This is a genomic window from Streptomyces liangshanensis (assembly GCF_011694815.1).
Lineage (GTDB): Bacteria > Actinomycetota > Actinomycetes > Streptomycetales > Streptomycetaceae > Streptomyces > Streptomyces liangshanensis.
This window is the reverse complement of sequence record NZ_CP050177.1, coordinates 1,936,639-1,958,299: the sequence shown is the minus strand read 5'-3', so window position 1 is coordinate 1,958,299 and position 21,661 is coordinate 1,936,639. Positions and strand designations below refer to the sequence as shown.

Sequence of the window (21,661 nt, the reverse complement as noted above, 5' to 3'; positions counted from 1 at the left end):
GTTGTCAGTGGTGCACCGTAGGGTGGTCGGGCTATGACGAAGCCAACACTCCCCGAGCTCCTCCATGCCGCCGTGACCTCGGTCGGCGGCGTGGAACGGCCAGGCCAGGTCACCATGGCCGAGGCCGTCGCCGAAGCCATCGACGCCCCGTCCCACCTCCTCGTGCAGGCCGGCACCGGCACCGGAAAGTCCCTCGGCTATCTGGTGCCCGCCCTCGCGCACGGAGAGCGCGTCGTGGTGGCCACGGCGACGCTGGCGCTGCAACGCCAGCTCGTGGAGCGCGACCTTCCGCGTACGGTCGACGCGCTGCAACCGCTGCTGCGGCGCCGGCCCGAGTTCGCCATGCTCAAGGGCCGCTCCAACTACCTCTGCCTGCACCGCCTCCGCGAGGGGATGCCGCAGGAGGAGGACGACGGGCTGTTCGACCAGTTCGAGGCGGCGGCGCCGACCAGCAAGCTGGGCCAGGACCTGCTCCGGATGCGGGACTGGGCCGACGAGACGGAGACGGGGGACCGCGACGACCTCACGCCCGGGGTCTCCGACCGGGCCTGGGCCCAGATCTCCGTCTCGTCGCGGGAGTGCCTGGGGGCGACGAAGTGCGCGTACGGCGCCGAGTGCTTCGCGGAGCTGGCCCGGGAGCGCGCCAAGCTCGCCGAGGTCGTCGTCACGAACCACGCGCTGCTCGCGATCGACGCGATCGAGGGCGCGCCGGTCCTTCCGCAGCACGAGGTGCTGATCGTGGACGAGGCCCATGAGCTGGTCTCGCGGGTCACCGGGGTCGCCACCGGCGAGCTGACCCCCGGCCAGGTCAACCGCGCGGTGCGGCGCGCGGCGCGGCTCGTGAACGAGAAGGTGGCCGACGAGCTCCAGACGGCGGCCGAGGGCTTCGAGCGGCTGATGGAGCTGGCCCTGCCGGGCCGCCTGGAGGAGATCCCCGAGGATCTCGGTTACGCGCTGATGGCGCTGCGTGACGCGGCGCGTACGGTCATCTCGGCGCTGGGCTCGACCCGCGACAAGTCCGTGCAGGACGAGGATGTCGTACGGAAACAGGCTCTCGCGGCCGTCGAGGGCGTCCACGGGGTGGCGGAGCGGATCGCCAACGGGTCGGAGTGGGACGTCGTCTGGTACGAACGCCACGACCGGTTCGGCGCCTCCCTGAGGGTCGCGCCGCTGTCCGTGTCGGGGCTGCTGCGGGAGAAGCTCTTCGCCGACCGCTCGGTGGTCCTGACCTCCGCGACGCTCAAGCTGGGCGGGGACTTCAACGGGGTGGGCGCCTCGCTGGGGCTGGCCCCCGAGGGCACGGGGGGCGACGACGTCCCGCAGTGGAAGGGCCTCGACGTGGGCTCGCCGTTCGACTACCCGAAGCAGGGGATCCTGTACGTCGCCCGGCACCTGGCCACCCCGGGCCGGGAGGGCTCGCGCGGCGACATGATGGACGAGCTGGCGGAGCTGGTGGAGGCGGCCGGGGGGCGCACGCTCGGGCTGTTCTCCTCGATGCGGGCCGCGCAGGCGGCGGCGGAGGAGCTGCGGGTCCGGCTGGACGTGCCGATCCTGCTCCAGGGCGAGGAGACGCTCGGCGAGCTGATCAAGGCGTACGCGGCGGATCCCCGGACCTGCCTGTTCGGCACGCTCTCGCTGTGGCAGGGCGTCGACGTGCCGGGGCCCAGCTCCCAGCTCGTGGTGATGGACCGCATCCCGTTCCCGCGGCCGGACGACCCGCTGATGAGCGCGCGCCAGAAGGCGGTGGAGGAGGCGGGCGGCAACGGCTTCATGGCGGTGGCCGCGACGCACGCGGCGCTGCTGATGGCCCAGGGCGCGGGCCGGCTGGTCCGGGCGACGGGGGACCGGGGTGTGGTGGCGGTCCTGGACCCCCGGCTGGCCACGGCGCGGTACGGCAGCTTCCTGCGGGCGTCCCTGCCGGCGTTCTGGTACACCACGGACGGCGGCCAGGCCCGGCGCTCCCTGGCGGCGATCGACGCGAAGGCGAAGGCGGACGGACTGTGACCGGTCCGGGCGCCCGCTGAGGAGGTCAGGAACGAGAACGGGGCCCCTGGGACCGACGTACGGTCCCGAGGCCCCGTTCGGAGCGTGTGGTGGCTGCCTCACACCCGGCGCAGCACCGCGACCACCTTGCCGAGGATCGTGGCCTCGTCGCCGGGGATCGGCTGGTACGCCGCGTTGTGCGGGAGGAGCCACACGTGGCCGTCCTCGCGCCGGAAGCGCTTGACGGTGGCCTCGCCGTCGAGCATCGCGGCCACGATGTCGCCGTTCTCCGCGACCGGCTGGCGGCGGACCGTCACCCAGTCGCCGTCGCAGATCGCGGCCTCGATCATCGAGTCACCGACGACCTTCAGCACGAACAGCTCGCCGTCCCCGACCAGTTGACGGGGCAGCGGGAAGACGTCCTCGACGGACTCCTCCGCGAGGATCGGACCGCCGGCCGCGATCCGGCCGACCAGCGGGACGTACGACGCGGCGGGCTTGCCGGTCGTGTCCGTCTGCTGGGTGCTCGGCTGGTCGGAGCCCCTGACCTCGTACGCCCGCGGGCGGTGCGGGTCCCTGCGCAGGAACCCCTTCCGCTCCAGCGCCATCAGCTGATGGGCCACCGACGACGTGCTGGAGAGCCCGACCGCCTGGCCGATCTCCCGCATCGACGGGGGGTACCCGCGCCGCTGGACGGAGTCCCTGATGACCTCGATGACCCGCCGCTGCCGGTCGGTGAGACCGGAGCTGTCCGCCCTGATTCCTGGAGGCCTGCCGGGCAGTGACCGGTTGGGCTTGGGCCCCTCCGGGTTCGTGACTGCGTCATTCATTGCATGCACCGGCTCGAGTCGGCTCTGGGAGCGGTCCTGGGCAGTGATGGTGGCACTGTCTGCGGTGGTGGTCACGTCGGCCCCTCTCGAAATGTTCTCCCTAGCTGGACAACGGTAGTTGCTTTCGAAAGGTTGCGCCAAACACACGTTCGAGTGAAAAACCGATGAGTGCCTTACGTGTGCGACTTACCAGGTGTATAGCCCGTTCTGAACGGGCCGTTCCGCAGGCGGTCCCGCGCCGCATTCTTCCACCGGCCGGGCCGGAATCCGGGCCGCCGCGCCCTTCCCGTACTCTCGTGGCCGATCCCCGGGCGACACGGGGGACACGCTGGGGCCTAAGATGCGGAAAACCCCAGATCTAGTGGTTGGATTGTTCCAGCCACCCAGAACTAGTGGTCCCGGTGCTCGTGGCCGGGAAGCATCGCCTATGCTGGGGGTTGCTTCGAGGGGCCCGTTCCGGGCCACTACGGTGCTGTTCAGTCACGCTGCGAAGGAGGGATGGGAGCCATGCACTGTCCCTTCTGCCGGCACCCCGACAGCCGGGTCGTCGACAGCCGCACCACCGACGACGGGACGTCGATCCGCCGCCGCCGTCAGTGCCCCGACTGCTCGCGCCGTTTCACGACGGTCGAGACCGCCTCATTGATGGTGATCAAGCGCAGCGGCGTGACCGAACCCTTCAGCCGTACCAAGGTCATCTCCGGCGTCCGCAAGGCGTGCCAGGGACGACCCGTCACCGAGGACGCCCTCGCCAAGCTCGGCCAGCGGGTCGAGGAGGCGGTGCGCGCCACCGGGAGCGCCGAGCTGACCACCCACGACGTGGGGCTGGCCATACTCGGCCCGTTGCAGGAACTCGACCTCGTCGCGTACCTGCGCTTCGCATCCGTGTACCGGGCGTTCAATTCGCTCGAAGACTTCGAGGCCGCCGTCGCGGAGCTGCGTGAGCGGCCTCTCTCGGAGGAAAGCGGGACCGGCGACACCTTCGAAGGCCCCGTCCCCGCCACCGTCACCGACTGACCGACCGAGTCCCGGCCCCCTGGGCCTGCCCTCGACCGTCGTGCCGGCCGCTTCGTGACGACACAGGCTTGCCCCGGGCGCGACCGACCGCGCCCGAGGCATCACATACACATGTGCCACGGGAAGAACATGGCACTTCAGTGCGTTTTGTACGTAGGAGGCGGCATGACAGAGACGACGAGCGGACCCGCGCGAGGCACCCGCACCAAGGGAACGAAGGCCGGCAAGGGACTCCGTATCGAGCGCATCCATACCTCCCCCGGCGTGCATCCGTACGACGAGGTCCAGTGGGAGCGCCGTGACGTCGTGATGACGAACTGGCGCGACGGCTCGGTCAACTTCGAGCAGCGTGGCGTGGAGTTCCCCGACTTCTGGACGCTGAACGCGGTCAACATCGTCACCAGCAAGTACTTCCGGGGCGCCCTCGGCACCCCGCAGCGCGAGACCGGCCTCCGGCAGCTGATCGACCGGATCGTGAAGACGTACCGCAAGGCGGGCGAGGACTACCACTACTTCGCCACGCCCGACGACGCCGAGATCTTCGAACACGAGCTGGCGTACGCCCTCCTGCACCAGGTCTTCAGCTTCAACTCCCCGGTGTGGTTCAACGTCGGCACGCCCCAGCCGCAGCAGGTCTCCGCGTGCTTCATCCTCTCCGTGGACGACTCGATGGACTCGATCCTCGACTGGTACAAGGAGGAGGGGATGATCTTCAAGGGCGGCTCGGGCGCCGGCCTGAACCTCTCCCGGATCCGCTCCTCCAAGGAACTGCTCTCCTCCGGCGGCAACGCCTCGGGGCCGGTCTCCTTCATGCGGGGCGCCGACGCCTCCGCCGGAACGATCAAGTCCGGTGGCGCCACCCGCCGGGCGGCCAAGATGGTCATCCTCGACGTCGACCACCCCGACATCGAGGACTTCATCGAGACCAAGGTCAAGGAGGAGGAGAAGATCCGCGCCCTGCGCGACGCGGGCTTCGACATGGACCTGGGCGGCGACGACATCACGTCCGTCCAGTACCAGAACGCCAACAACAGCGTCCGTGTCAACGACGACTTCATGAAGGCCGTCGAGGCCGGCGGGAAGTTCGGGCTGCGCGCCCGGATGACCGGCGAGGTCATCGAAGAGGTCGAGGCCAAGTCCCTCTTCCGCAAGATGGCGGAGGCCGCGTGGGCGTGCGCCGACCCGGGCATCCAGTACGACGACACGATCAACCGCTGGCACACCTGCCCCGAGTCCGGCCGGATCAACGGCTCGAACCCGTGCAGTGAGTACATGCACCTGGACAACACGTCCTGCAACCTCGCCTCGTTGAACCTGATGAAGTTCCTCAAGGACGACGGCAAGGGCCACCAGTCCTTCGAGTCCGAGCGCTTCGCCAAGGTCGTCGAGCTGGTCATCACCGCGATGGACATCTCCATCTGCTTCGCGGACTTCCCGACGCAGAAGATCGGCGAGAACACCCGCGCCTTCCGCCAGCTCGGCATCGGGTACGCCAACCTGGGCGCCCTGCTCATGGCGACGGGCCACGCGTACGACTCCGACGGCGGCCGCTCGCTGGCCGGCGCCATCACCTCGCTGATGACCGGCACCTCGTACCGCCGCTCCGCGGAACTGGCCGCGGTGGTCGGCCCGTACGACGGCTTCGCCCGCAACGCCGAGCCGCACAAGCGCGTCATGAGGCAGCACGCCGACGCCAACGGCACGGCCGTGCGCTTCGACGACCTGGACACCCCGATCTGGGCCGCCGCCACGGAGGCCTGGCAGGACGTCCTGCGCCTCGGCGAGAAGAACGGCTTCCGCAACGCGCAGGCCTCGGTCATCGCCCCGACCGGCACCATCGGTCTCGCGATGTCCTGCGACACGACGGGCCTGGAGCCCGACCTGGCGCTGGTCAAGTTCAAGAAGCTCGTCGGCGGCGGCTCGATGCAGATCGTCAACGGCACCGTGCCGCAGGCGCTGCGCCGGCTCGGCTACCAGACGGAGCAGATCGAGGCCGTCGTCGCCCACATCGCCGAGAACGGCGTCGTCGTCGGCGCCCCGGGTCTCAAGACCGAGCACTACGAGGTCTTCGACTGCGCGATGGGTGAGCGGTCCATCTCCGCGATGGGCCACGTGCGGATGATGGCGGCGATCCAGCCGTGGATCTCCGGCGCGCTGTCCAAGACGGTCAACCTCCCCGAGACGGCGACCGTCGAGGACGTCGAGGAGGTCTACTTCGAGGCGTGGAAGATGGGCGTCAAGGCGCTCGCGATCTACCGCGACAACTGCAAGGTCGGCCAGCCCCTCTCGGCGAAGAAGAAGGACGAGAAGGTCGCGGAGCAGGCCGAGGAGACCATCCGCACCGCGGTGGAGAAGGTCATCGAGTACCGCCCCGTCCGCAAGCGCCTGCCCAAGGGCCGCCCGGGTCTCACCACCTCCTTCACGGTGGGTGGCGCCGAGGGGTACATGACCGCCAACTCCTACCCGGACGACGGGCTCGGCGAGGTCTTCCTCAAGATGTCCAAGCAGGGCTCGACCCTCGCGGGCATGATGGACGCCTTCTCCATCGCGGTCTCGGTGGGGTTGCAGTACGGCGTCCCGCTGGAGACGTACGTGTCCAAGTTCACCAACATGCGCTTCGAGCCGGCCGGCATGACGGACGACCCGGACGTGCGGATGGCGCAGTCGATCGTCGACTACATCTTCCGCCGCCTCGCCCTGGACTTCCTGCCGTTCGAGACCCGCTCGGCGCTGGGGATCCACTCGGCGGACGAGCGCCAGCGTCACCTGGACACGGGGTCGTACGTGCCGTCCCTGGACGACGACGCCATGGACACCGAGTCCCTGGCGCAGTCGGCCCCCCGCCAGACGACCCAGGCCTCCGCTCCCGCCCCGAAGCCCGCGGCGGCCCCGGCCCCCGCGAGCGTGACGGCCGTACCGTCCCCCAAGGAGGTCCACACCTCGGCCGAACTGGTCGAGATGCAGCTCGGCATCAGCGCCGACGCCCCGCTCTGCTTCTCCTGCGGCACCAAGATGCAGCGGGCGGGCTCCTGCTACATCTGCGAGGGCTGCGGCTCGACGAGCGGATGCAGCTGACCCCGGCCCCGGCCGCTTCCGGGCGGCCGGGCCGGTAGGTGATCCACGCGTGGGACGGTGAGGGCGGTGAGGCCGGGGACGGCTTCACCGCCCTTCGCGCGTGACGGCCGCGGAGCGGGGTGGGTCAGCGGGTGCCCATGACGGAGGCGAAGTGGGCCGGGTCCGCGTCGAAGCCCCGGACGGACGGGCGGAACTCCCAGGCGCCGGACGGGGCGCGGACACACTCCGCGACCGTCGCCGCCGTGGAGTCCTGGACGTCCGCGAACGCGTACTCCAGCAACTCCGTGTAGCCCTCCGCGAAGCGGATCTCGGGCGTGGCTATGTCGGCGAACGTACGGCGCCGGTCGCGCTGCTGGATGGCCACGCCGACGACGACCCGCGCGAAGGACGCGTTGAGCCGGTCCAGCTCCAGGGTCATCTCCTCGTCCGTCCCGAAGCCCTGGCCCGTGCGGCTGTCGCGGTTCAGCGTGATCGTGCCGTCGGGGGAGCGACTGCCGAAGTGGACCAGGTAGACCGGCTTGCCGGTCGGGTCGCCCGCCGCGAACGTCGCCGCCACCAGGTCGAGGTCGTGGTCCGGCTCGCCGAGGCGGCTCGGGTTCCACTTGAGTGTCACCTCGACCTTCGACACCCCTTTGTTGAGACTGCTCACGTGTTGTCCCCCTCGTCCGGACCCGGCCGCGGATCCCCGGGCCTTGTGCGCAAGGCTAGACCGGCCCACCGACAACACGGGGCCGCATACGGCCAGTTGACGCCACGTTGGCCGGTACTCGCCAGCCACGGACCGGTCAGTGCGGGATACGCACCGGCGGCCGCGTGACGACCTCCTCGCGGAACAGCTCGATCGCGCTGCTCACCTGCCGCATGAGGTGGGTGTCCTCGATCCGGTCGAGGTACAGACAGCGCCGGGCGAGGCCCTCCAGCTCGAAGGCGAAGCAGAGCGACATCAGCGGATTCACGAACAGCTCGCTGTTCCGGGTGCGCTCCGTGAACCGCACATCCCCGAAGTCGCCCCGTACCGCCGCCGCTATCGACCCGTTGACGATGCTCGGACGGTCCGGGGTGTGGTGCTGCGCGTGGGCCACCGCGTCGACGAAGAGCGCGCCCTCCTTGGACGCGCGCGGGATCGAGAACGCGCCCAGGTAGGCGCCGTCGCGCTCCAGCGCGGCGATGTTCTCCAGCACCAGCCCGTGGCTCACCCCGTGGTACGCGTCGACGCCGAAGCCGACCGACACCACCAGCCGGTCGGGCCCGCCGATCCCGGCCAGCGCGGCGACGCTCGTCAGGTCCTCCTCGGGCGTGCCGAGCCCCGACTCGTCGCCGCGCATCAGGATGTCCGTACCCCCGTCCACCAGCACGACCGCGTCGATGTCGTACGCCTCGATCACCGCGCGGTAGGCGGCCCGCAGCGGCTGGACCCCGACCCGCGCGAACGCGTGCACGGTGCCCGGGTACCCGTGGAGGTCCAGCCAGCGCGCGAGCGTGCGCTCCGGGAAGTACGTCTGGTGCGGGGCCGTCCCCGCGGTGACGACGGCGACGTCCGGGGCGAGCCAGGCGTCGAGCGGGAGCCCTTCGATCGCGCTGAACGTCAGGTTCGCGAGATGGACCTCCTTGCCCTGGTGCAGGAGGGACAGCGCGAGGGGCAGGCCCGCGCAGATGTCGAATCCGCCGCCCGCGCCCGCGACGAGGACACGTTCCGCGGGCTCCAGGCGTGCGAACAGTTCGGGGGTGTGCAGTGCCGTCATGGCGGTCATTCTGGGGGGTGGGTGGAGGGGTGGGGGAGTATCCCCGGTGCTTCGGGAAAGTGACCGGCGACACGCCGCGCCCCGTACGATGGCGCGGTGCTGGTCAAGTGGACCCGTTGCACCGTGATCGACCGTAGAGGGTACGAACGCGGACAGCGGAAATGGGCGGGGTTGCTCGGTGAGCCGGGGTTCCGGGGGCAGGGCGGGGGATGGAGCAGGGTGCGGCCCGGGGTGGCCCATGTCTTCTCGTTCTGGGAGAGCAGGCCGTTCTACGACTCCTTCATGGCACGCTCGCACGACCGGCTGGCCGCCGCGCAGTCGGGGACGTACAAGGACACGCAGACCAAACTGTTCGATCACCGGTTCGACGTGAAGACCGGCTTCGAGCCGCGGTTCACCGACGCCGACGTGGTGCGGGTCGCGCACTGCAAGGTCCACGAGGAGCGGGTCGAGCACTTCGCGCTGATGCAGGAGAAGGTGTGGAACCCCGCCATGGCCGGGTCCCCCGGCATGCTGAGGGGACTCTTCGGCGAGGCGCCCGGCAACGAGTTCATCGTCCTGTCGATGTGGCACTCCGCCGCCGAGCACGGCAAGTACCGGGCGGAACGGATCGAGCGCCTGACGCTGCGCGCGCAGACGGCGGCCGACGTGGCGGCCCTCGCGGGGGACATCGTCGCGCTGGAACCGTCCTGGACGGTGTAGGGCGGTACGGAAAGACCTCCCCGCCTGTCGGGCGGATCCGGACCGATCTAGGGTCGTGACATGGCACGACCGCGGCGCATCGTTCTGGTCCGGCACGGCGAGTCGGAGGGCAACGCCGACGACACCGTGTACGAACGCGAGCCCGACCATGCCCTGAAGCTCACCGAGAGGGGCCGCCGGCAGGCCGAGGAGACCGGCGCCGAGCTGCGGGAGCTGTTCGGGCAGGAGCAGGTCAGCGTGTACGTGTCGCCGTACCGCAGGGCCCACGAGACCCTCCGCGCCTTCTCCCTCGACCCGGACCTGGTGCGCGTACGGGAGGAGCCCCGGCTGCGCGAGCAGGACTGGGGGAACTGGCAGGACCGGGACGACGTACGCCTCCAGAAGGCGTACCGCGACGCGTACGGGCACTTCTTCTACCGCTTCGCTCAAGGCGAGTCGGGCGCCGACGTGTACGACCGGGTCGGCGCGTTCCTGGAGAGCCTCTACCGCAGCTTCGAGGCGCCCGACTCGCCGTCGAACGTCCTGCTGGTGACGCACGGGCTGACCATGCGGCTGTTCTGCATGCGGTGGTTCCACTGGTCGGTCGCGGAGTTCGAGTCCCTCTCCAACCCCGACAACGCGGAGACCAGGACCCTGCTCCTGGGGGAGGACGGGCGGTACGTCCTGGACCGGCCCTTCGCGCACTGGCGGACCCCGGAGCCGTACGGAAGCATCAGGTAACCGACGGTATTCACCCGGTAGAGTGCCTCGCGATGACCGTTGATCCCACTTCTTCCCCCGACTCCTCCTCCGACCGTCCCTCCGACCGCCCGTCGCCGCTCTCCCCGGACGACGCGGCCCACGGCGATCGCTTCGCCCGTGCCCTCGGCAGCCTGCGTGGACTCTCCGTAGGAGACGCCCTCGGCTCCCAGTTCTTCGTCCCCGCGAACTATCCGCTGCTGGCCCGCCGCGAACCGGCGCCCGGCTTCTGGCAGTGGACCGACGACACCGAGATGGCCGTGTCCGTCCTGGCCGTCCTCGCCGCGCACGGCAGGATCGAGCAGGACGTCCTCGCGCACTCGTTCGCCGACCACCACGACTTCGACCGGGGGTACGGCCCCGCCGTGAACCGGATGCTCCGCCTCGTCCGGGAGGGCGGCGACTGGCGGGAGCTGGCCGCCGGCCTCTTCGAGGGCCAGGGCTCCTGGGGCAACGGCGCCGCGATGCGGGTCGCGCCGCTCGGCGCGTGGTTCGCCGACGACCCCGAGCGGGCCGCGCGCGAGGCCGAGCTGTCCGCGTACCCCACCCACCAGCACCGCGAGGCCGTCATGGGGGCCATGGCCGTGGCGGTCGCCGCGGCGCTCGCGGCGGATCCCGCGGGGCCGCCCACCCCGGAGGCGCTGCTCGACGGCGTGATCGCGCTCCTGCCGCGCAGCGCCGTCGGCGCGGGGCTGCGGCGGGCGCGGGACATGCTGGACTACGACGACGCGAGCACGGTGGCGGCGGTCCTGGGCTGCGGGCGGCGCACCAGCGCGCACGACACGGTGCCGTTCGCCCTCTGGTCGGCGGCCCGGGGGCTCGGTGACTTCGAGCGGGCCTTCTGGACCACCGCGCAGGTGGGCGGGGACGTCGACACGACGTGCGCGATCGTCGGCGGAGTGGTCGCGTCGGGTCGCGCCGGGGCGCCGCCGCGGGAGTGGCTGGACCGGACGGAAGAGCTGCCCGCGTGGGGGAACACGGCACAGCCGCCGCCCGCCTGAGCCGTCACCTCATCTGTCACGGTCCTGACACAGGTCCCGCTCGCCGGCCGGCCGGAGGCCAGGACCCCGTTAATCTTCCGGCCACGCCACGCTGTTGATCTTCAACGGGGTGAGCGCCGACGAGATGCCGGGTTCCGCGCGCTGTCCGCGCGGTCGTGCGAGGACCCGGCCGGGAGGGGGTCCCGTGCCAGAAGAACCGTCCGTACCCGCACCGGCGGGTGAGCCGGATGCCGTTCGGTCCGACGCACAGGAAGCTCAGGAGGCGGCGACCGGGAGCGGTACGACGAGTGGCGCGGCCACCGTGAGGACCGCTCCCGCCGACTCCGTGCGACGTCCGGCCGCCGCGGCCCCGCCCGGCGCCCGGCCACGCAGTCCCGCCCCGGACTGGCAGCAGTGGCAGCCGCAACGCCCCGAACCGCCCGCCTGGGTCACCGCCGTCCGGCCCGTCACCCCGGCCCCCGTCCGGGTGGCGGCCCTCTGGTCCGTCCTCGCGACCGCCGTCCTGAGCTCCCTCCTCCTGGGCGACGGGGCCGGGCTCAACCTGCTGATCGTGGCGGTCCCCGCCGCGCTCGGCGCGTGCGTCACCGCCCGGGCCGCCGGCCGCCTGCCCCGGCCCTGGACGCTCGCCTGGGCCCTCGGTGGCATGGCGCTGCTCGTGGTCCCCGCCCTGCGGGACGGCGCGCTGCCGACCTTCCTCGCGGTGGTCGCGGCACTGTCGCTCGGGGCACTCGCCCTCCAGGGCTGCCGCACCTGGCCCGGTCTGGTCCTCGGCCCGCTGGGCCTGCTCGGGGCGCTCGGCCCGGGCGCGGTGTGGGGATGGCAGGGCCTGCGCGAGCGGGTGGGCGGATCGCGGGGCCGCCTGTTGCCCGTGGTCCGTACCGTCGCGATCGCCGCGGTCCTGCTGGTCGTGTTCGGCGCGCTCTTCGCGAGCGCGGACGAGGCGTTCGCCGGCCTGCTCGGCGACCTGACCCCCGACGTCGACGTCACCGACGGCCCCTGGCACTTCCTGCTCTTCGGGCTCGGTCTCACCGGGGCGCTCGCCGCCGCGCATACCGCTGCCGCGCCGATGCGCTGGGACCGCGTCACCGTACGGCCGGGACGGCCCCGCGCCCGGCTGGAGTGGGCGCTTCCGCTGATCGTCCTCGACCTGCTCTTCGCGGTCTTCGTCGCCGTCCAGCTCGCCGTCCTCGCGGGCGGTTACGACGACGTCCTGCGCAAGACCGGGCTGACCTACTCCGAGTACGCGCGGCAGGGATTCTGGCAGCTCCTCGGCGCCACCCTGCTGGTCCTCGTCGTGATCGGCCTCGCCCGCCGCTGGGCCCCGCGCGACGGGGCGGGCGACCGCACCCTGGTGCGCTGCGTGCTCGGCGCGCTCTGCCTGCTGACCCTGGTCGTGGTCGCCTCCGCGCTGCGCCGGATGGATCTCTACGTCGACGCGTACGGCCTCACCCAACTGCGGCTCTCCGTCGCCGCCGTGGAGCTGTGGCTCGGGCTGGTGATCGTCCTGATGCTGGTCGCCGGGGCCGTCGGCGGCCGCTGGCTGCCGCGCGCGGTGGTGGCGAGCGGGGCGGCGGCCGTCCTGCTCTTCGGTCTGTTCTCGCCCGACGCGCTGGTCGCCGAGCGGAACGTCCAGCGGTACGAGAGCTCGGGCAAGATCGACATCCGCTATCTCCAGGAGCTGTCGGCCGACGCGGCGCCCGCGCTGGACCGGCTTCCCGACGATCTGCGCTCGTGCGCGCTGCGGGGCATCCAGCGGAAGCTGGCCGAGGACGGGCCCGAGCCCTGGTACGCGACGAGTCGGTCGGAGCGCCGGGCCCGCGACCTCCTCGCGGAACGGCCGATCGAACCGGAGCGCCACTCCTGCGCGACGAGGTTCGCGTCGGACCGGTTCGGCGAGTTCGGCGACCCCGGCGGGTACGGGGAGGAGTACGGCGAGGAGTACGGGGAGTACGGCGGGAGCGGCGACCTGCGCGACGAGCCGTAGCGGCGTACCGCCTCCGTACGAGCGCGTACGGAGGCGGTACGGGGGACTCCCGCGTGGGGAGCGCCTCGTACCGCCTCCGTACGTACCGCCGCCTCCCGGACTCAGGCGACCGGACCCGCCGCCTTGCCGCTCAGCGCCTCCAGGTCGCTCCTGCGCACCCGGATCACCAGCACCGCCGTCAGCAGCGCGACGACGACCATCGCCACCGCCGCCATGAACGCGCTCGATATGCCCTGGGTCAGCACCGCGTGCCCCCAGTGCCCCGGCAGCTGCTGCGTCTTCGCCAGCTCCGCCTTCTCCGCCGGGTTCGCCTGCGCCATGAACGACGGGAGCTGCTTGCCGGCCTCGTCGCGGCTCGCCGTACCGAAGACGGTGACCAGGATCGACAGCCCGAGCGAGCCGCCCACCTGCTGGCTCGCGTTGAGCAGGCCGGACGCCGCGCCCGCCTCGTGCTGCGCCACCCCGGAGACCGCGGTCAGCGTGAGGGTCACGAAGTTGAGGCCCATGCCGAAGCCGAAGATCACCAACGGGCCGAGCACACCGCCGACGTACGTGCTCCCCGGGTCGATCACGGTCAGCCACAGGAGCCCGATTCCGGCGAGCGCCGACCCGGCCACCATGAACGGCTTCGGGCCGAGGACCGGCAGGAACCGCTGCGAGAGCCCGGCGCCCACGGCGATCGCGACCGTCACGGGCAGGAACGCCAGGCCCGAGGTGATGGGGCTGTAGTCGAGCACGTTCTGCACGAAGAGGACGATGAAGAAGAACATGCCGAACATCGCGGCCGCGAGGCTGAGCATGATGACGTACGTCCCCGAACGGTTCCGGTCCGCGAACATCCGCAGCGGGGTGATCGGTTCCTTGGCCCGCGACTCGACCAGCACGAACGCCGCCAGCAGGACCACCGCCGCCACGAACGAGCCGATGGTGACCGAGTCCTTCCAGCCCTCCTCGGACGCCCGGATGAACCCGTACACGAGGGACGCCATGCCGAGCGTGGACGTCGCGGCGCCGGTGATGTCGAAGCGCCCGGGGTGCCGCTCGGACTCGGTGATGTACATCGGGGCGAGGACGGCGATCAGCACGCCGATCGGGACGTTGACGAAGAACACCCAGCGCCAGTCGAGCCACTCGGTGAGCATGCCGCCGGCCAGCAGCCCGACCGCACCGCCCCCGGCCGACACCGCGGCGAAGACCCCGAACGCCCGGTTGCGCTCGGGCCCTTCGGCGAACGTGGTGGTGATCAGGGCCAGCGAGGTGGGGGAGGCGATCGCGCCGCCGACCCCCTGGAGCACGCGGGCGGCGAGCAACTGCCACGGTTCCTGCGCGAAACCACCCAGGAGCGAGGCGAACGTGAAGAGCAGGATGCCCGCCATGAAGACCCGGCGGCGGCCGAGGACGTCGCCGGCCCGGCCGCCGAGCAGCAGGAGACCGCCGAACGTGAGGGTGTACGCGCTGAGTACCCAGGAGAGATCCGTGGTGGAGAAGCTCAGCGCGTTCTGGATGTGCGGCAGTGCGATGTTCACAATGGTGGCGTCGAGTACCACCATGAGCTGGCAGGCCGCGATGACGGCGAGCGCGATCCCCGGGCGCCCGCTCCGTCGGGCCGCGCCCGGTGATCTTCCGGGTGTGTCGAGTTGAGAGGTTGTCACGGTCTGTTCCCCCACAGGTGAATTAGTGAACGCATTCGTTCACTGTCAGGCATACGGTAGTGAGTCCCCTTCAAGGAACGCAAGCGTTCACTGGGCGGGCTTCCACGCAGGCGTCCGCAGGGCCCTCCCGCCCCAGGAGCCGTCCCCCGATGGAGAGTTACTGATGGTTTCTTCGCGTCCCCCGGCCGCCGCCCGGCCCGGGACCGTGTCCCTGCGCCGACGGGGGCCCGTACTGGAACGGGCCATTCTCGACGCCGCGCTGGAGCAGTTGAGCAGGGTCGGCTGGAACGGCCTGACGATGGAGGGCGTCGCCGCCGGCGCCCAGACGGGCAAGGCCGCCGTCTACCGGCGCTGGCCCTCCAAGGAGGACCTGGTCGCGGAGGCACTCCGGGCCGCGCTGCCGGCGTTCGAGGACGCGGCCGACCACGGGAGTGTGCGCGAGGACCTCTACCAACTGTGCCGTCGGATGCGGGACGCGATGAACTCCCTGCCGGGCGTCGCGCTGCGCGCGGTCGTTCACGAATGCGACGGCCCCAGTGCCGAGCGCTTCCAGGGACTGATCTTCACCGGTGTCCTCGAACCGTCCAACCGCCTCTTCGGCGAGGTCGTGCGCCGGGGGATCCGGCGCGGGGACGTCCGCCCCGACGCCACCGGGAAGCTGGTCTTCGACGTGATCCCGGCCCTGATGATGTACCGCTCCAAGCTGTGCGCGAGCGAATGGCCGGACGAGGACATCGCCGAGATGATCGACCTCGTCATGGTGCCGCTGCTGCGCGCGCGGCCTGTTTGAGCCGGTTCGCGCGGGCGCGTGGCGCGACAGTGGGTACCCGCCCTGTCGCGTCGCGTCGGGTCGGCGTAATGTTGCGAACGCCATGCCGTACGAAGCACCCACGCACACTGTCGAGCGATCGCTCCGAGCGACCACCGGCGCCAGGATCATCGCCGGCGTCGATGAAGTCGGACGCGGAGCGTGGGCCGGACCCGTCACCGTCTGCGCGGCCGTCACCGGCCTGCGCAGGGCTCCGGCCGGCCTCACCGACTCGAAGCTCATCAACCCCAAGCGCCGTACGGAGCTGGCCGGTGAGCTGGCGGGGTGGGTCACCTCGTACGCGCTCGGACACTCCTCCCCGGAGGAGATCGACGAGCTGGGGATGACCGCGGCACTGCGGCTCGCCGCCGTACGCGCCCTGGAGGCGCTGCCGGTACGGCCCGACGCGGTGATCCTGGACGGCAAGCACGACTATCTCGGGGGGCCCTGGCAGGTGCGTACGGTCATCAAGGGCGACCAGTCCTGTGTCTCGGTGGCGGCCGCCTCGGTGATCGCCAAGGTTCGCAGGGACGCCATGATGGCCGAACTGGGCGCCGCGTCCGAGGAGTACGCTCCCTTCGCCTTCGGCGCCAACGCCGGATACCCGTCGCCCGTGCACAAGGCGGCGCTGGCGGAGCGGGGTCCGACGGCCCACCACCGGCTCTCGTGGTCCTACCTCGACGGCCTGCCGCGCTGGCGGCACCTCAAGAAGGTCAGGGTCTCCGCGGAGACGGCCGCGATGGAAAGCGGGGGCCAACTCGGCTTCGATTTCTGAAACTTCCGGTGAACCCTCCGGCCCGTGTGTCTTCCGACAGCGGACATGGGTACAAATGTGCCAACCCGCCGATGCTTTTCGCGTCGGTATTTGATAGACATCCAGTTATGCCTCTCTTCCCCGAGGAGCCTCAGATTCACGAGAGAGCCCAGGGTCCCAGCGCCACCCCGGCCACCGGCCGGACCGCGCAGACCCCCCGTCCTGTACCCGGCCCGCGTCCCGTACCGGGGCCGCGCTCCGCGGCGACCCCGCGTCCCGGTCGTCCGGGTCCCGGTCCCGCGAGGCCCGCGCCGCCGGCGCAGCGCTCGGCCGGCTCCGCCGGAGTGCCCCAGGCACCCCGGCCCGCCACCCCTCCCGCCTCTTCAGCCGCTTCCGCTCCGAAGATCCAGCTGACGCCGGCCTCGGTGGACGGCGCGCTCGACGCCGCCGACGAGACCGTCGACGTGCTGCTCGACTCGGGCCGGGCGCCGGGCGACATCCTCGTGCTGACCACCGGTGAACAGCACCCGTGGGCCACGCACGAGCTGTCCTTCGGCGAGACCGCCTACTGGGCGCAGCACGACGCCCGCGAAGACGTGTTCTTCGCGGACGCCGCCGCCGTCGCCCGTGCCCAGCCCCGTCCCGTGGTGGTCGTGGTGGTCAACGGGGGCGGTGACGAGGTCTACGCCCGGGTGCTCCCCGCGGCCCGGGAGCGGGCCACGGCGCTGCTTGTCGTGTGCGGCGACCCCGAGCGGGTCAACGCCGTCCTCGGCGCGGGCGTCTGAGCCTCACCATGTCGTGACCCGGCTGCCCGTCAGGGGGCGGCCGGGCCGCTCGGTGGCGCGGCGTGCGTGTGTGCGGGCTGCCCGCCGGGTGGTCGGGCGCGCGGCTCGGTCATGCTCCGAGCACGCGGTCGTACGGTTCGTTCAGCGCGCGGCCGTACGCCTCAGCGGCTCCACCGCTCCGCTGCGGAGCGGCGTCACCTCCTGGTCGAACGCCGTGTCGGCCAGATCGACCGGTGAGGAATCGGAGTTGGGGCGGCGGCCGCCGCGGCCCTCGCCCAGCACCTGCCAGCCGCCGCGGGTCAGTGTGATGTACGCGCCGCACCGCAGGCCGTGCAGGGTGCAGGCGTCCCGCAGCCCCCACATCCAGGCCCCGTCCTCCTCCGTCCACCGCTCGTCGCCGTCGCGGCAGTAGAGCAGGACCGCGGTGCGCACCGGCGCACGGCGGCGCAGGTCGTGGGGTATGACGCGGCGCAGATGCGCCAGCAGGGCGTTGCGGAACTCCCAGCCGTCCACCGGCGCGGGGCGGGGCACGAACGAGGCGCTGGCGGCGAGCCGTTCCTCGTGGTCGAGCACCGCCACGACGGCTGTCGCGGGCTTCGGGCGATGCCTGCTGTGCAGGCCGCTGACCACCTCACGGGGGTTGCTCAGCAGCGGTATGCCCGCCGCCGCCCATTCGGCCGGCTCCAGCATCCTGGCGAGGCCGCCGACGGAGCCGGCAGGTGATGTGGTGATCGAAGTGGCTGCGGACGGAGCGAATCCGAAGGTCACGATCCTCCCTTCGCATTCACGCCCACGGTGCGGGCAGGGTCGAGTGGGGGCGCACCGCAGCACAGCCCTTGCGGACCGCAGGGGGGCCGTGCGGGGAGACGCTCCAATTCTCGCTGCCGTATCGGCATGCGGCAACGAGCAATTGGCCCGACTGACCGGAATGCGAGGCTATGTGTGTCATATCCCTGCGGAGACCGGCCACGGCCGCTGATTCTCGTCACGCCTGAACCGCGAGGACCAGCGGAAACACTCCCGGTGCTCCGGCCCTGCGGAGCAGGCGGGCCGCGACCGCCAGCGTCCAGCCGGTGTCCGAGAGGTCGTCGACCAGCAGGACGGGCCCGCCCGCCGACGCCAGGGCCTCCGCCAGCGCGGGTCCCACGGTCAGCGTCCGGTGCAGGGCCCGCACCCGCTGGGCGCTGTTCGTACGCGACACGGCGGTGTCCGCCGCGGCGGGACCGTACTCCACCGTACCGAGCAGGGGCATCCGGCCCACCTCCGAGATCCGGCGGCCGAGCGAACCGACCAGCTGGGGCCTGCCGTGCGAGGCGACCGTCACCACTCCCACCGGCCGGGCCGGCGCGTCCTCGTCGCCGGACGCCCAGCCGCCCGGGCCCTTGGCCCAGTCGGCGAGGACGCTCACCACCGCGTTCACCACCTCGTCCGACACCGGGCCGTCCGACGCCTGCGGGGCCAGGATCGGGCGCAGCCTGTTGCCCCAGCCGATGTCGGAGAGCCGTCCCAACGCCCGCCCCGGGTAGGACAGTTCACCCTGCGGGATGCGTCCCTTGAGGTCGACCCCGATGGCGGCGAGGCCGGTCGGCCACATCTTGCGGGGCTCCACCTCCACCCCCGGCCTGCCCAGCTCGCCGCGCGCCGCGTCCAGGGCGCCGGCGGACACCTTGTCCTGAAAGCGCACCCCGGCGCAGTTGTCGCACCGGCCGCAGGGGGCCGCCTGCTCGTCGTCGAGCTGCCGCCGCAGGAACTCCATCCGGCAGCCGTCCGCCGACGCGTAGTCCCGCATCGCCTGCTGCTCGGCGCCGCGCTGGCGCGCCACCCACGCGTACCGCTCGGTGTCGTAGATCCACGGCTGCCCCGTCGCCGTCCAGCCGCCCTTCACCCGGTGCACCGCGCCGTCCACGTCGAGGACCTTGAGCATCGTCTCCAGACGGGTGCGGCGCAGCTCGACCAGCGGCTCCAGGGCCGGCAGCGACAGCGGCTTCGCCGCGTGGCCCAGCACGTCGAGCGTGCGGCGGACCAGCTCCTCCGGCGGGAAGGCCACCGACGCGAAGTACTGCCAGATCGCCTCGTCCTCCTTGCCGGGCAGCAGCAGCACCTCGGCGTGGTCCACGCCGCGCCCCGCCCGGCCCACCTGCTGGTAGTACGCGATCGGCGAGGACGGGGAGCCCAGGTGCACGACGAACCCCAGGTCGGGCTTGTCGAAGCCCATGCCGAGCGCCGAGGTCGCCACGAGCGCCTTGACCCGGTTGGCCAGCAGGTCGTCCTCCGCCTGCTGGCGCTCCGCGTTCTCCGTACGCCCCGTGTACGAGGCGACCGTGTGGCCGCACTGGCGGAGGTACGCGGTGACCTCCTCCGCCGCCGCGACCGTGAGCGTGTAGATGATCCCGGAGCCCGGCAGCTCCGTCAGGTGGTCGGCCAGCCAGGCCAGCCGGTGCGCCGCGTCGGGCAGCCGGAGCACGTGCAGGCTGAGGCTCTCCCGGTCCAGCGGCCCCCGCAGCACCAGCGCGTCCGTCCCGGCGCCCGTGCCGAGCTGCTCGGCCACGTCCGCCGTCACGCGGGCGTTCGCCGTGGCCGTGGTGGCCAGGACCGGGACGCCCGAGGGCAGTTCGGCGAGCATCGTGCGCAGCCGCCGGTAGTCCGGCCGGAAGTCGTGGCCCCAGTCGGAGATGCAGTGCGCCTCGTCGACCACCAGCAGCCCCGTGGCCGCGGCGAGCCGGGGCAGCACCTGGTCCCGGAAGTCCGGATTGTTCAACCGCTCGGGGCTGACCAGCAGCACGTCGACCTCGCCGGCCACCACCTCGTCCTGGATCGTCTCCCACTCCTCCGTGTTCGACGAGTTGATCGTCCTGGCCGTGATGCCGGCCCGCGCCGCCGCGTCCACCTGGTTGCGCATCAGCGCCAGCAGCGGGGAGACGATCACGGTCGGGCCCGCGCCGCGGGCCCGCAGCAGGGACGTCGCCACGAAGTACACCGCGGACTTGCCCCAGCCCGTCCGCTGCACGACCAGCGCCCTGCGGTGGTCGGCCACGAGCGCCTCGATGGCCCGCCACTGGTCCTCGCGGAGCGTGGCCTCGCCGGTGGCGTCACCGACGAGACGGGCGAGGACGGAGTCGGCCGAGGCCCGGAGAGCTGCGCGGTCTTCGTTGGTCATGACCCCATGCAACCCGATGGCCCGGACAAAGCACGAATGCGGCCTCCGCCCTGTGGACAAAGTTATCCACAGGGGTCGCGGGATCCGGTGCCCCGCGGGACCGTCGAGCCATGAACAAGCACCACGAACCGACCGGATCCGCCGACGAGCAGCAGATCACCCTGCGCAGTCCCGCGGAGCTCGCCGACGCCCTGCCCTATCTTCTCGGCTTCCACCCCACCGACTCCGTCGTCATGGTCGCGCTGCACGGCGGCCGCGGGAGGTTCGGGGGGCGGCTCAGGCTCGGGATCCCGCGCTCGCCGGGGGAGTGGCCGCCCGTGGCCGAGCAGCTCGCCGAATGCCTCGTCGAGGGGAGCGAGCGGCGCGGGACCCGGCCGGACGGCATTGTCGTCTTCCTCTGCCAGGACCCCGCGGAGGGCGAGAGCGGGCAGCGGGTGATGGAGCGCCTGCGCCCGTTCGCCCAGCGGCTGCGCACGGCCTGCGGAGCACTGGACGTGCCCGTGTACGAGGCGCTGTGCATCTCCGACGGGAGGTACTGGTCGTACTGCTGCCCCGACGTCCGCTGCTGCCCGCCCGAGGGGACGGGCCTGGCCCTGCCCGGTACGTCGGTGATGGCCGCGGCGGCCGCCTACGCCGGGATCCGGGTGCGGGGTTCGCTGCGGGAGATGGAGGCGCGCCTGGAGCCCCGGCCGGCCCCGGCGGCCGAGGGGCAGGCGCGGGCGCTGGACGACGCGGGGGCCGCCCTCGTGCCCCGGATCCTGGGCGCCGGAAGCCGTGAGCGGGTCGGGGCGGAGACGTTACGGCTGGCGCGGGTCCTGATGCGGCGGCTCGGGGACGCGCCGCGCGGGGGCGTCCTGGACAGCGGCGCGGGGGAGACGGACGCGGCGGACGACGGGCTCATCGGTGACGACGAGGCCGCCGCCGTCATCCTCGGGCTCCAGGACCGGGTCACCCGCGACCGGGCGGCGGAGTGGATGGAGGGGGCCGAGGCCGAGCCCGCGCTCCGGTTGTGGCGGGCGCTGGCCCGGCGCTGCGTCGGTCCCTACGCGGAGCACGGGGCGGCTCCCCTGAGCCTGGCCGGATGGGTGGCCTGGTCCCTGGGCGACGAGCCGGCGGCCCGGGTGGCACTCGGCCTGGCGCTGCGCCTCGATCCCCGGTACGTCTTCGCCCGGCTGCTCCACCAGGCCTGCAACCAGGGCATGGACCCGGAGGAGTTGCGGCGCTGCCTGCGCCGGGAGCGCGCGGCGCGGGCAGCGCCCGACCCGCGCCGCGCGGCCCGGCGCCCCAGGGCCCGCCCCGTCCGGCCGCCCGCCGTGCGCAAGGCGCTGCCTCCCGCCGCGGCGTCGCGCCCCGAGGCACCGGCGGACCGCGGGGGAGGCGACCGCCGCAGCGGCCGGCGCGGCACGAGGAGCGGGCGATGACGCGTCCCGGGC

17 protein-coding genes are annotated in these 21,661 nt (G+C 72.1%); 11 read left to right on the top strand and 6 right to left on the bottom strand.

Annotated elements, in window-relative coordinates:
• The first annotated feature begins 33 nt into the window (after positions 1 to 33).
• Positions 34 to 2,004: an ATP-dependent DNA helicase gene (locus tag HA039_RS08245; protein ID WP_167026024.1), complete on the top strand. Its 1,971-nt coding sequence runs from the start codon at positions 34 to 36 to the stop codon at positions 2,002 to 2,004.
• Between the two features lie 98 nt (positions 2,005 to 2,102).
• On the opposite strand, the gene lexA is transcribed toward HA039_RS08245, so the two are convergent.
• Positions 2,103 to 2,888 carry a transcriptional repressor LexA gene (lexA, locus tag HA039_RS08240; RefSeq protein ID WP_161309411.1) on the bottom strand — a complete coding sequence of 262 codons (786 nt, stop codon included), beginning with the start codon at positions 2,886 to 2,888 and terminating at the stop codon, positions 2,103 to 2,105.
• A gap of 432 nt (positions 2,889 to 3,320) precedes the next feature.
• Between lexA and nrdR the strand changes: the two genes are divergently transcribed.
• Both nrdR and HA039_RS08230 read left to right on the top strand, forming a co-directional pair.
• Entirely contained in the window at positions 3,321 to 3,830 is a 510-nt protein-coding gene (gene nrdR, locus HA039_RS08235) for a transcriptional regulator NrdR (RefSeq protein ID WP_161309412.1), read from the top strand.
• A gap of 165 nt (positions 3,831 to 3,995) precedes the next feature.
• Positions 3,996 to 6,905 (top strand): vitamin B12-dependent ribonucleotide reductase, encoded by a 2,910-nt coding sequence (locus HA039_RS08230; RefSeq protein ID WP_167026021.1) that lies wholly within the window; start codon positions 3,996 to 3,998, stop codon positions 6,903 to 6,905.
• A 124-nt stretch (positions 6,906 to 7,029) separates the two neighbouring features.
• On the opposite strand, the gene HA039_RS08225 is transcribed toward HA039_RS08230, so the two are convergent.
• Both HA039_RS08225 and HA039_RS08220 read right to left on the bottom strand, forming a co-directional pair.
• Entirely contained in the window at positions 7,030 to 7,554 is a 525-nt protein-coding gene (locus HA039_RS08225) for a TerD family protein (RefSeq protein WP_167026018.1), read from the bottom strand.
• Positions 7,555 to 7,690: 136 nt separating this feature from the next.
• Positions 7,691 to 8,647, bottom strand: a complete 957-nt coding sequence (locus HA039_RS08220; RefSeq protein ID WP_167026015.1) for a DUF1152 domain-containing protein — start codon at positions 8,645 to 8,647, stop codon at positions 7,691 to 7,693.
• 96 nt (positions 8,648 to 8,743) lie between these two features.
• Here HA039_RS08220 and HA039_RS08215 point away from each other — a divergent pair, with 96 nt between their 5' ends.
• From HA039_RS08215 to HA039_RS08200, 4 genes are all read left to right on the top strand, one after another.
• A complete protein-coding gene (locus HA039_RS08215) occupies positions 8,744 to 9,349 on the top strand; it encodes a YdbC family protein (protein WP_167026012.1) in 606 nt (201 codons plus the stop codon).
• Between the two features lie 60 nt (positions 9,350 to 9,409).
• On the top strand, positions 9,410 to 10,069 hold the full coding sequence (locus HA039_RS08210; RefSeq protein ID WP_167026009.1) for a histidine phosphatase family protein: 660 nt from the start codon (positions 9,410 to 9,412) through the stop codon (positions 10,067 to 10,069).
• A 32-nt stretch (positions 10,070 to 10,101) separates the two neighbouring features.
• Positions 10,102 to 11,088, top strand: a complete 987-nt coding sequence (locus HA039_RS08205) for an ADP-ribosylglycohydrolase family protein (protein ID WP_167026006.1) — start codon at positions 10,102 to 10,104, stop codon at positions 11,086 to 11,088.
• A gap of 124 nt (positions 11,089 to 11,212) precedes the next feature.
• Positions 11,213 to 13,072 carry a DUF4153 domain-containing protein gene (locus HA039_RS08200; RefSeq protein ID WP_167036420.1) on the top strand — a complete coding sequence of 620 codons (1,860 nt, stop codon included), beginning with the start codon at positions 11,213 to 11,215 and terminating at the stop codon, positions 13,070 to 13,072.
• 101 nt (positions 13,073 to 13,173) lie between these two features.
• On the opposite strand, the gene HA039_RS08195 is transcribed toward HA039_RS08200, so the two are convergent.
• A complete protein-coding gene (locus HA039_RS08195) occupies positions 13,174 to 14,724 on the bottom strand; it encodes an MFS transporter (RefSeq protein WP_167026003.1) in 1,551 nt (516 codons plus the stop codon).
• 163 nt (positions 14,725 to 14,887) lie between these two features.
• Between HA039_RS08195 and HA039_RS08190 the strand changes: the two genes are divergently transcribed.
• From HA039_RS08190 to HA039_RS08180, 3 genes are all read left to right on the top strand, one after another.
• Positions 14,888 to 15,514: a TetR/AcrR family transcriptional regulator gene (locus HA039_RS08190; protein WP_167026000.1), complete on the top strand. Its 627-nt coding sequence runs from the start codon at positions 14,888 to 14,890 to the stop codon at positions 15,512 to 15,514.
• 82 nt (positions 15,515 to 15,596) lie between these two features.
• Positions 15,597 to 16,307: a ribonuclease HII gene (locus HA039_RS08185; protein WP_167025997.1), complete on the top strand. Its 711-nt coding sequence runs from the start codon at positions 15,597 to 15,599 to the stop codon at positions 16,305 to 16,307.
• Positions 16,308 to 16,414: 107 nt separating this feature from the next.
• Positions 16,415 to 17,071, top strand: coding sequence for a hypothetical protein (locus HA039_RS08180; RefSeq protein WP_167025994.1), 657 nt, complete (start codon positions 16,415 to 16,417; stop codon positions 17,069 to 17,071).
• A gap of 141 nt (positions 17,072 to 17,212) precedes the next feature.
• Here the strand turns inward: HA039_RS08180 and HA039_RS08175 are convergent, their stop codons facing one another.
• Both HA039_RS08175 and HA039_RS08170 read right to left on the bottom strand, forming a co-directional pair.
• Entirely contained in the window at positions 17,213 to 17,839 is a 627-nt protein-coding gene (locus HA039_RS08175; protein ID WP_167025991.1) for a hypothetical protein, read from the bottom strand.
• Positions 17,840 to 18,056: 217 nt separating this feature from the next.
• A complete protein-coding gene (locus HA039_RS08170; RefSeq protein ID WP_167025987.1) occupies positions 18,057 to 20,228 on the bottom strand; it encodes a RecQ family ATP-dependent DNA helicase in 2,172 nt (723 codons plus the stop codon).
• A gap of 110 nt (positions 20,229 to 20,338) precedes the next feature.
• On the opposite strand from HA039_RS08170, the gene HA039_RS08165 reads away from it, so the two are divergent.
• Complete coding sequence (locus tag HA039_RS08165; protein WP_167025984.1) at positions 20,339 to 21,649, top strand: DUF4192 domain-containing protein; 1,311 nt, start codon at positions 20,339 to 20,341, stop codon at positions 21,647 to 21,649.
• Positions 21,650 to 21,661: the final 12 nt, after the last annotated feature.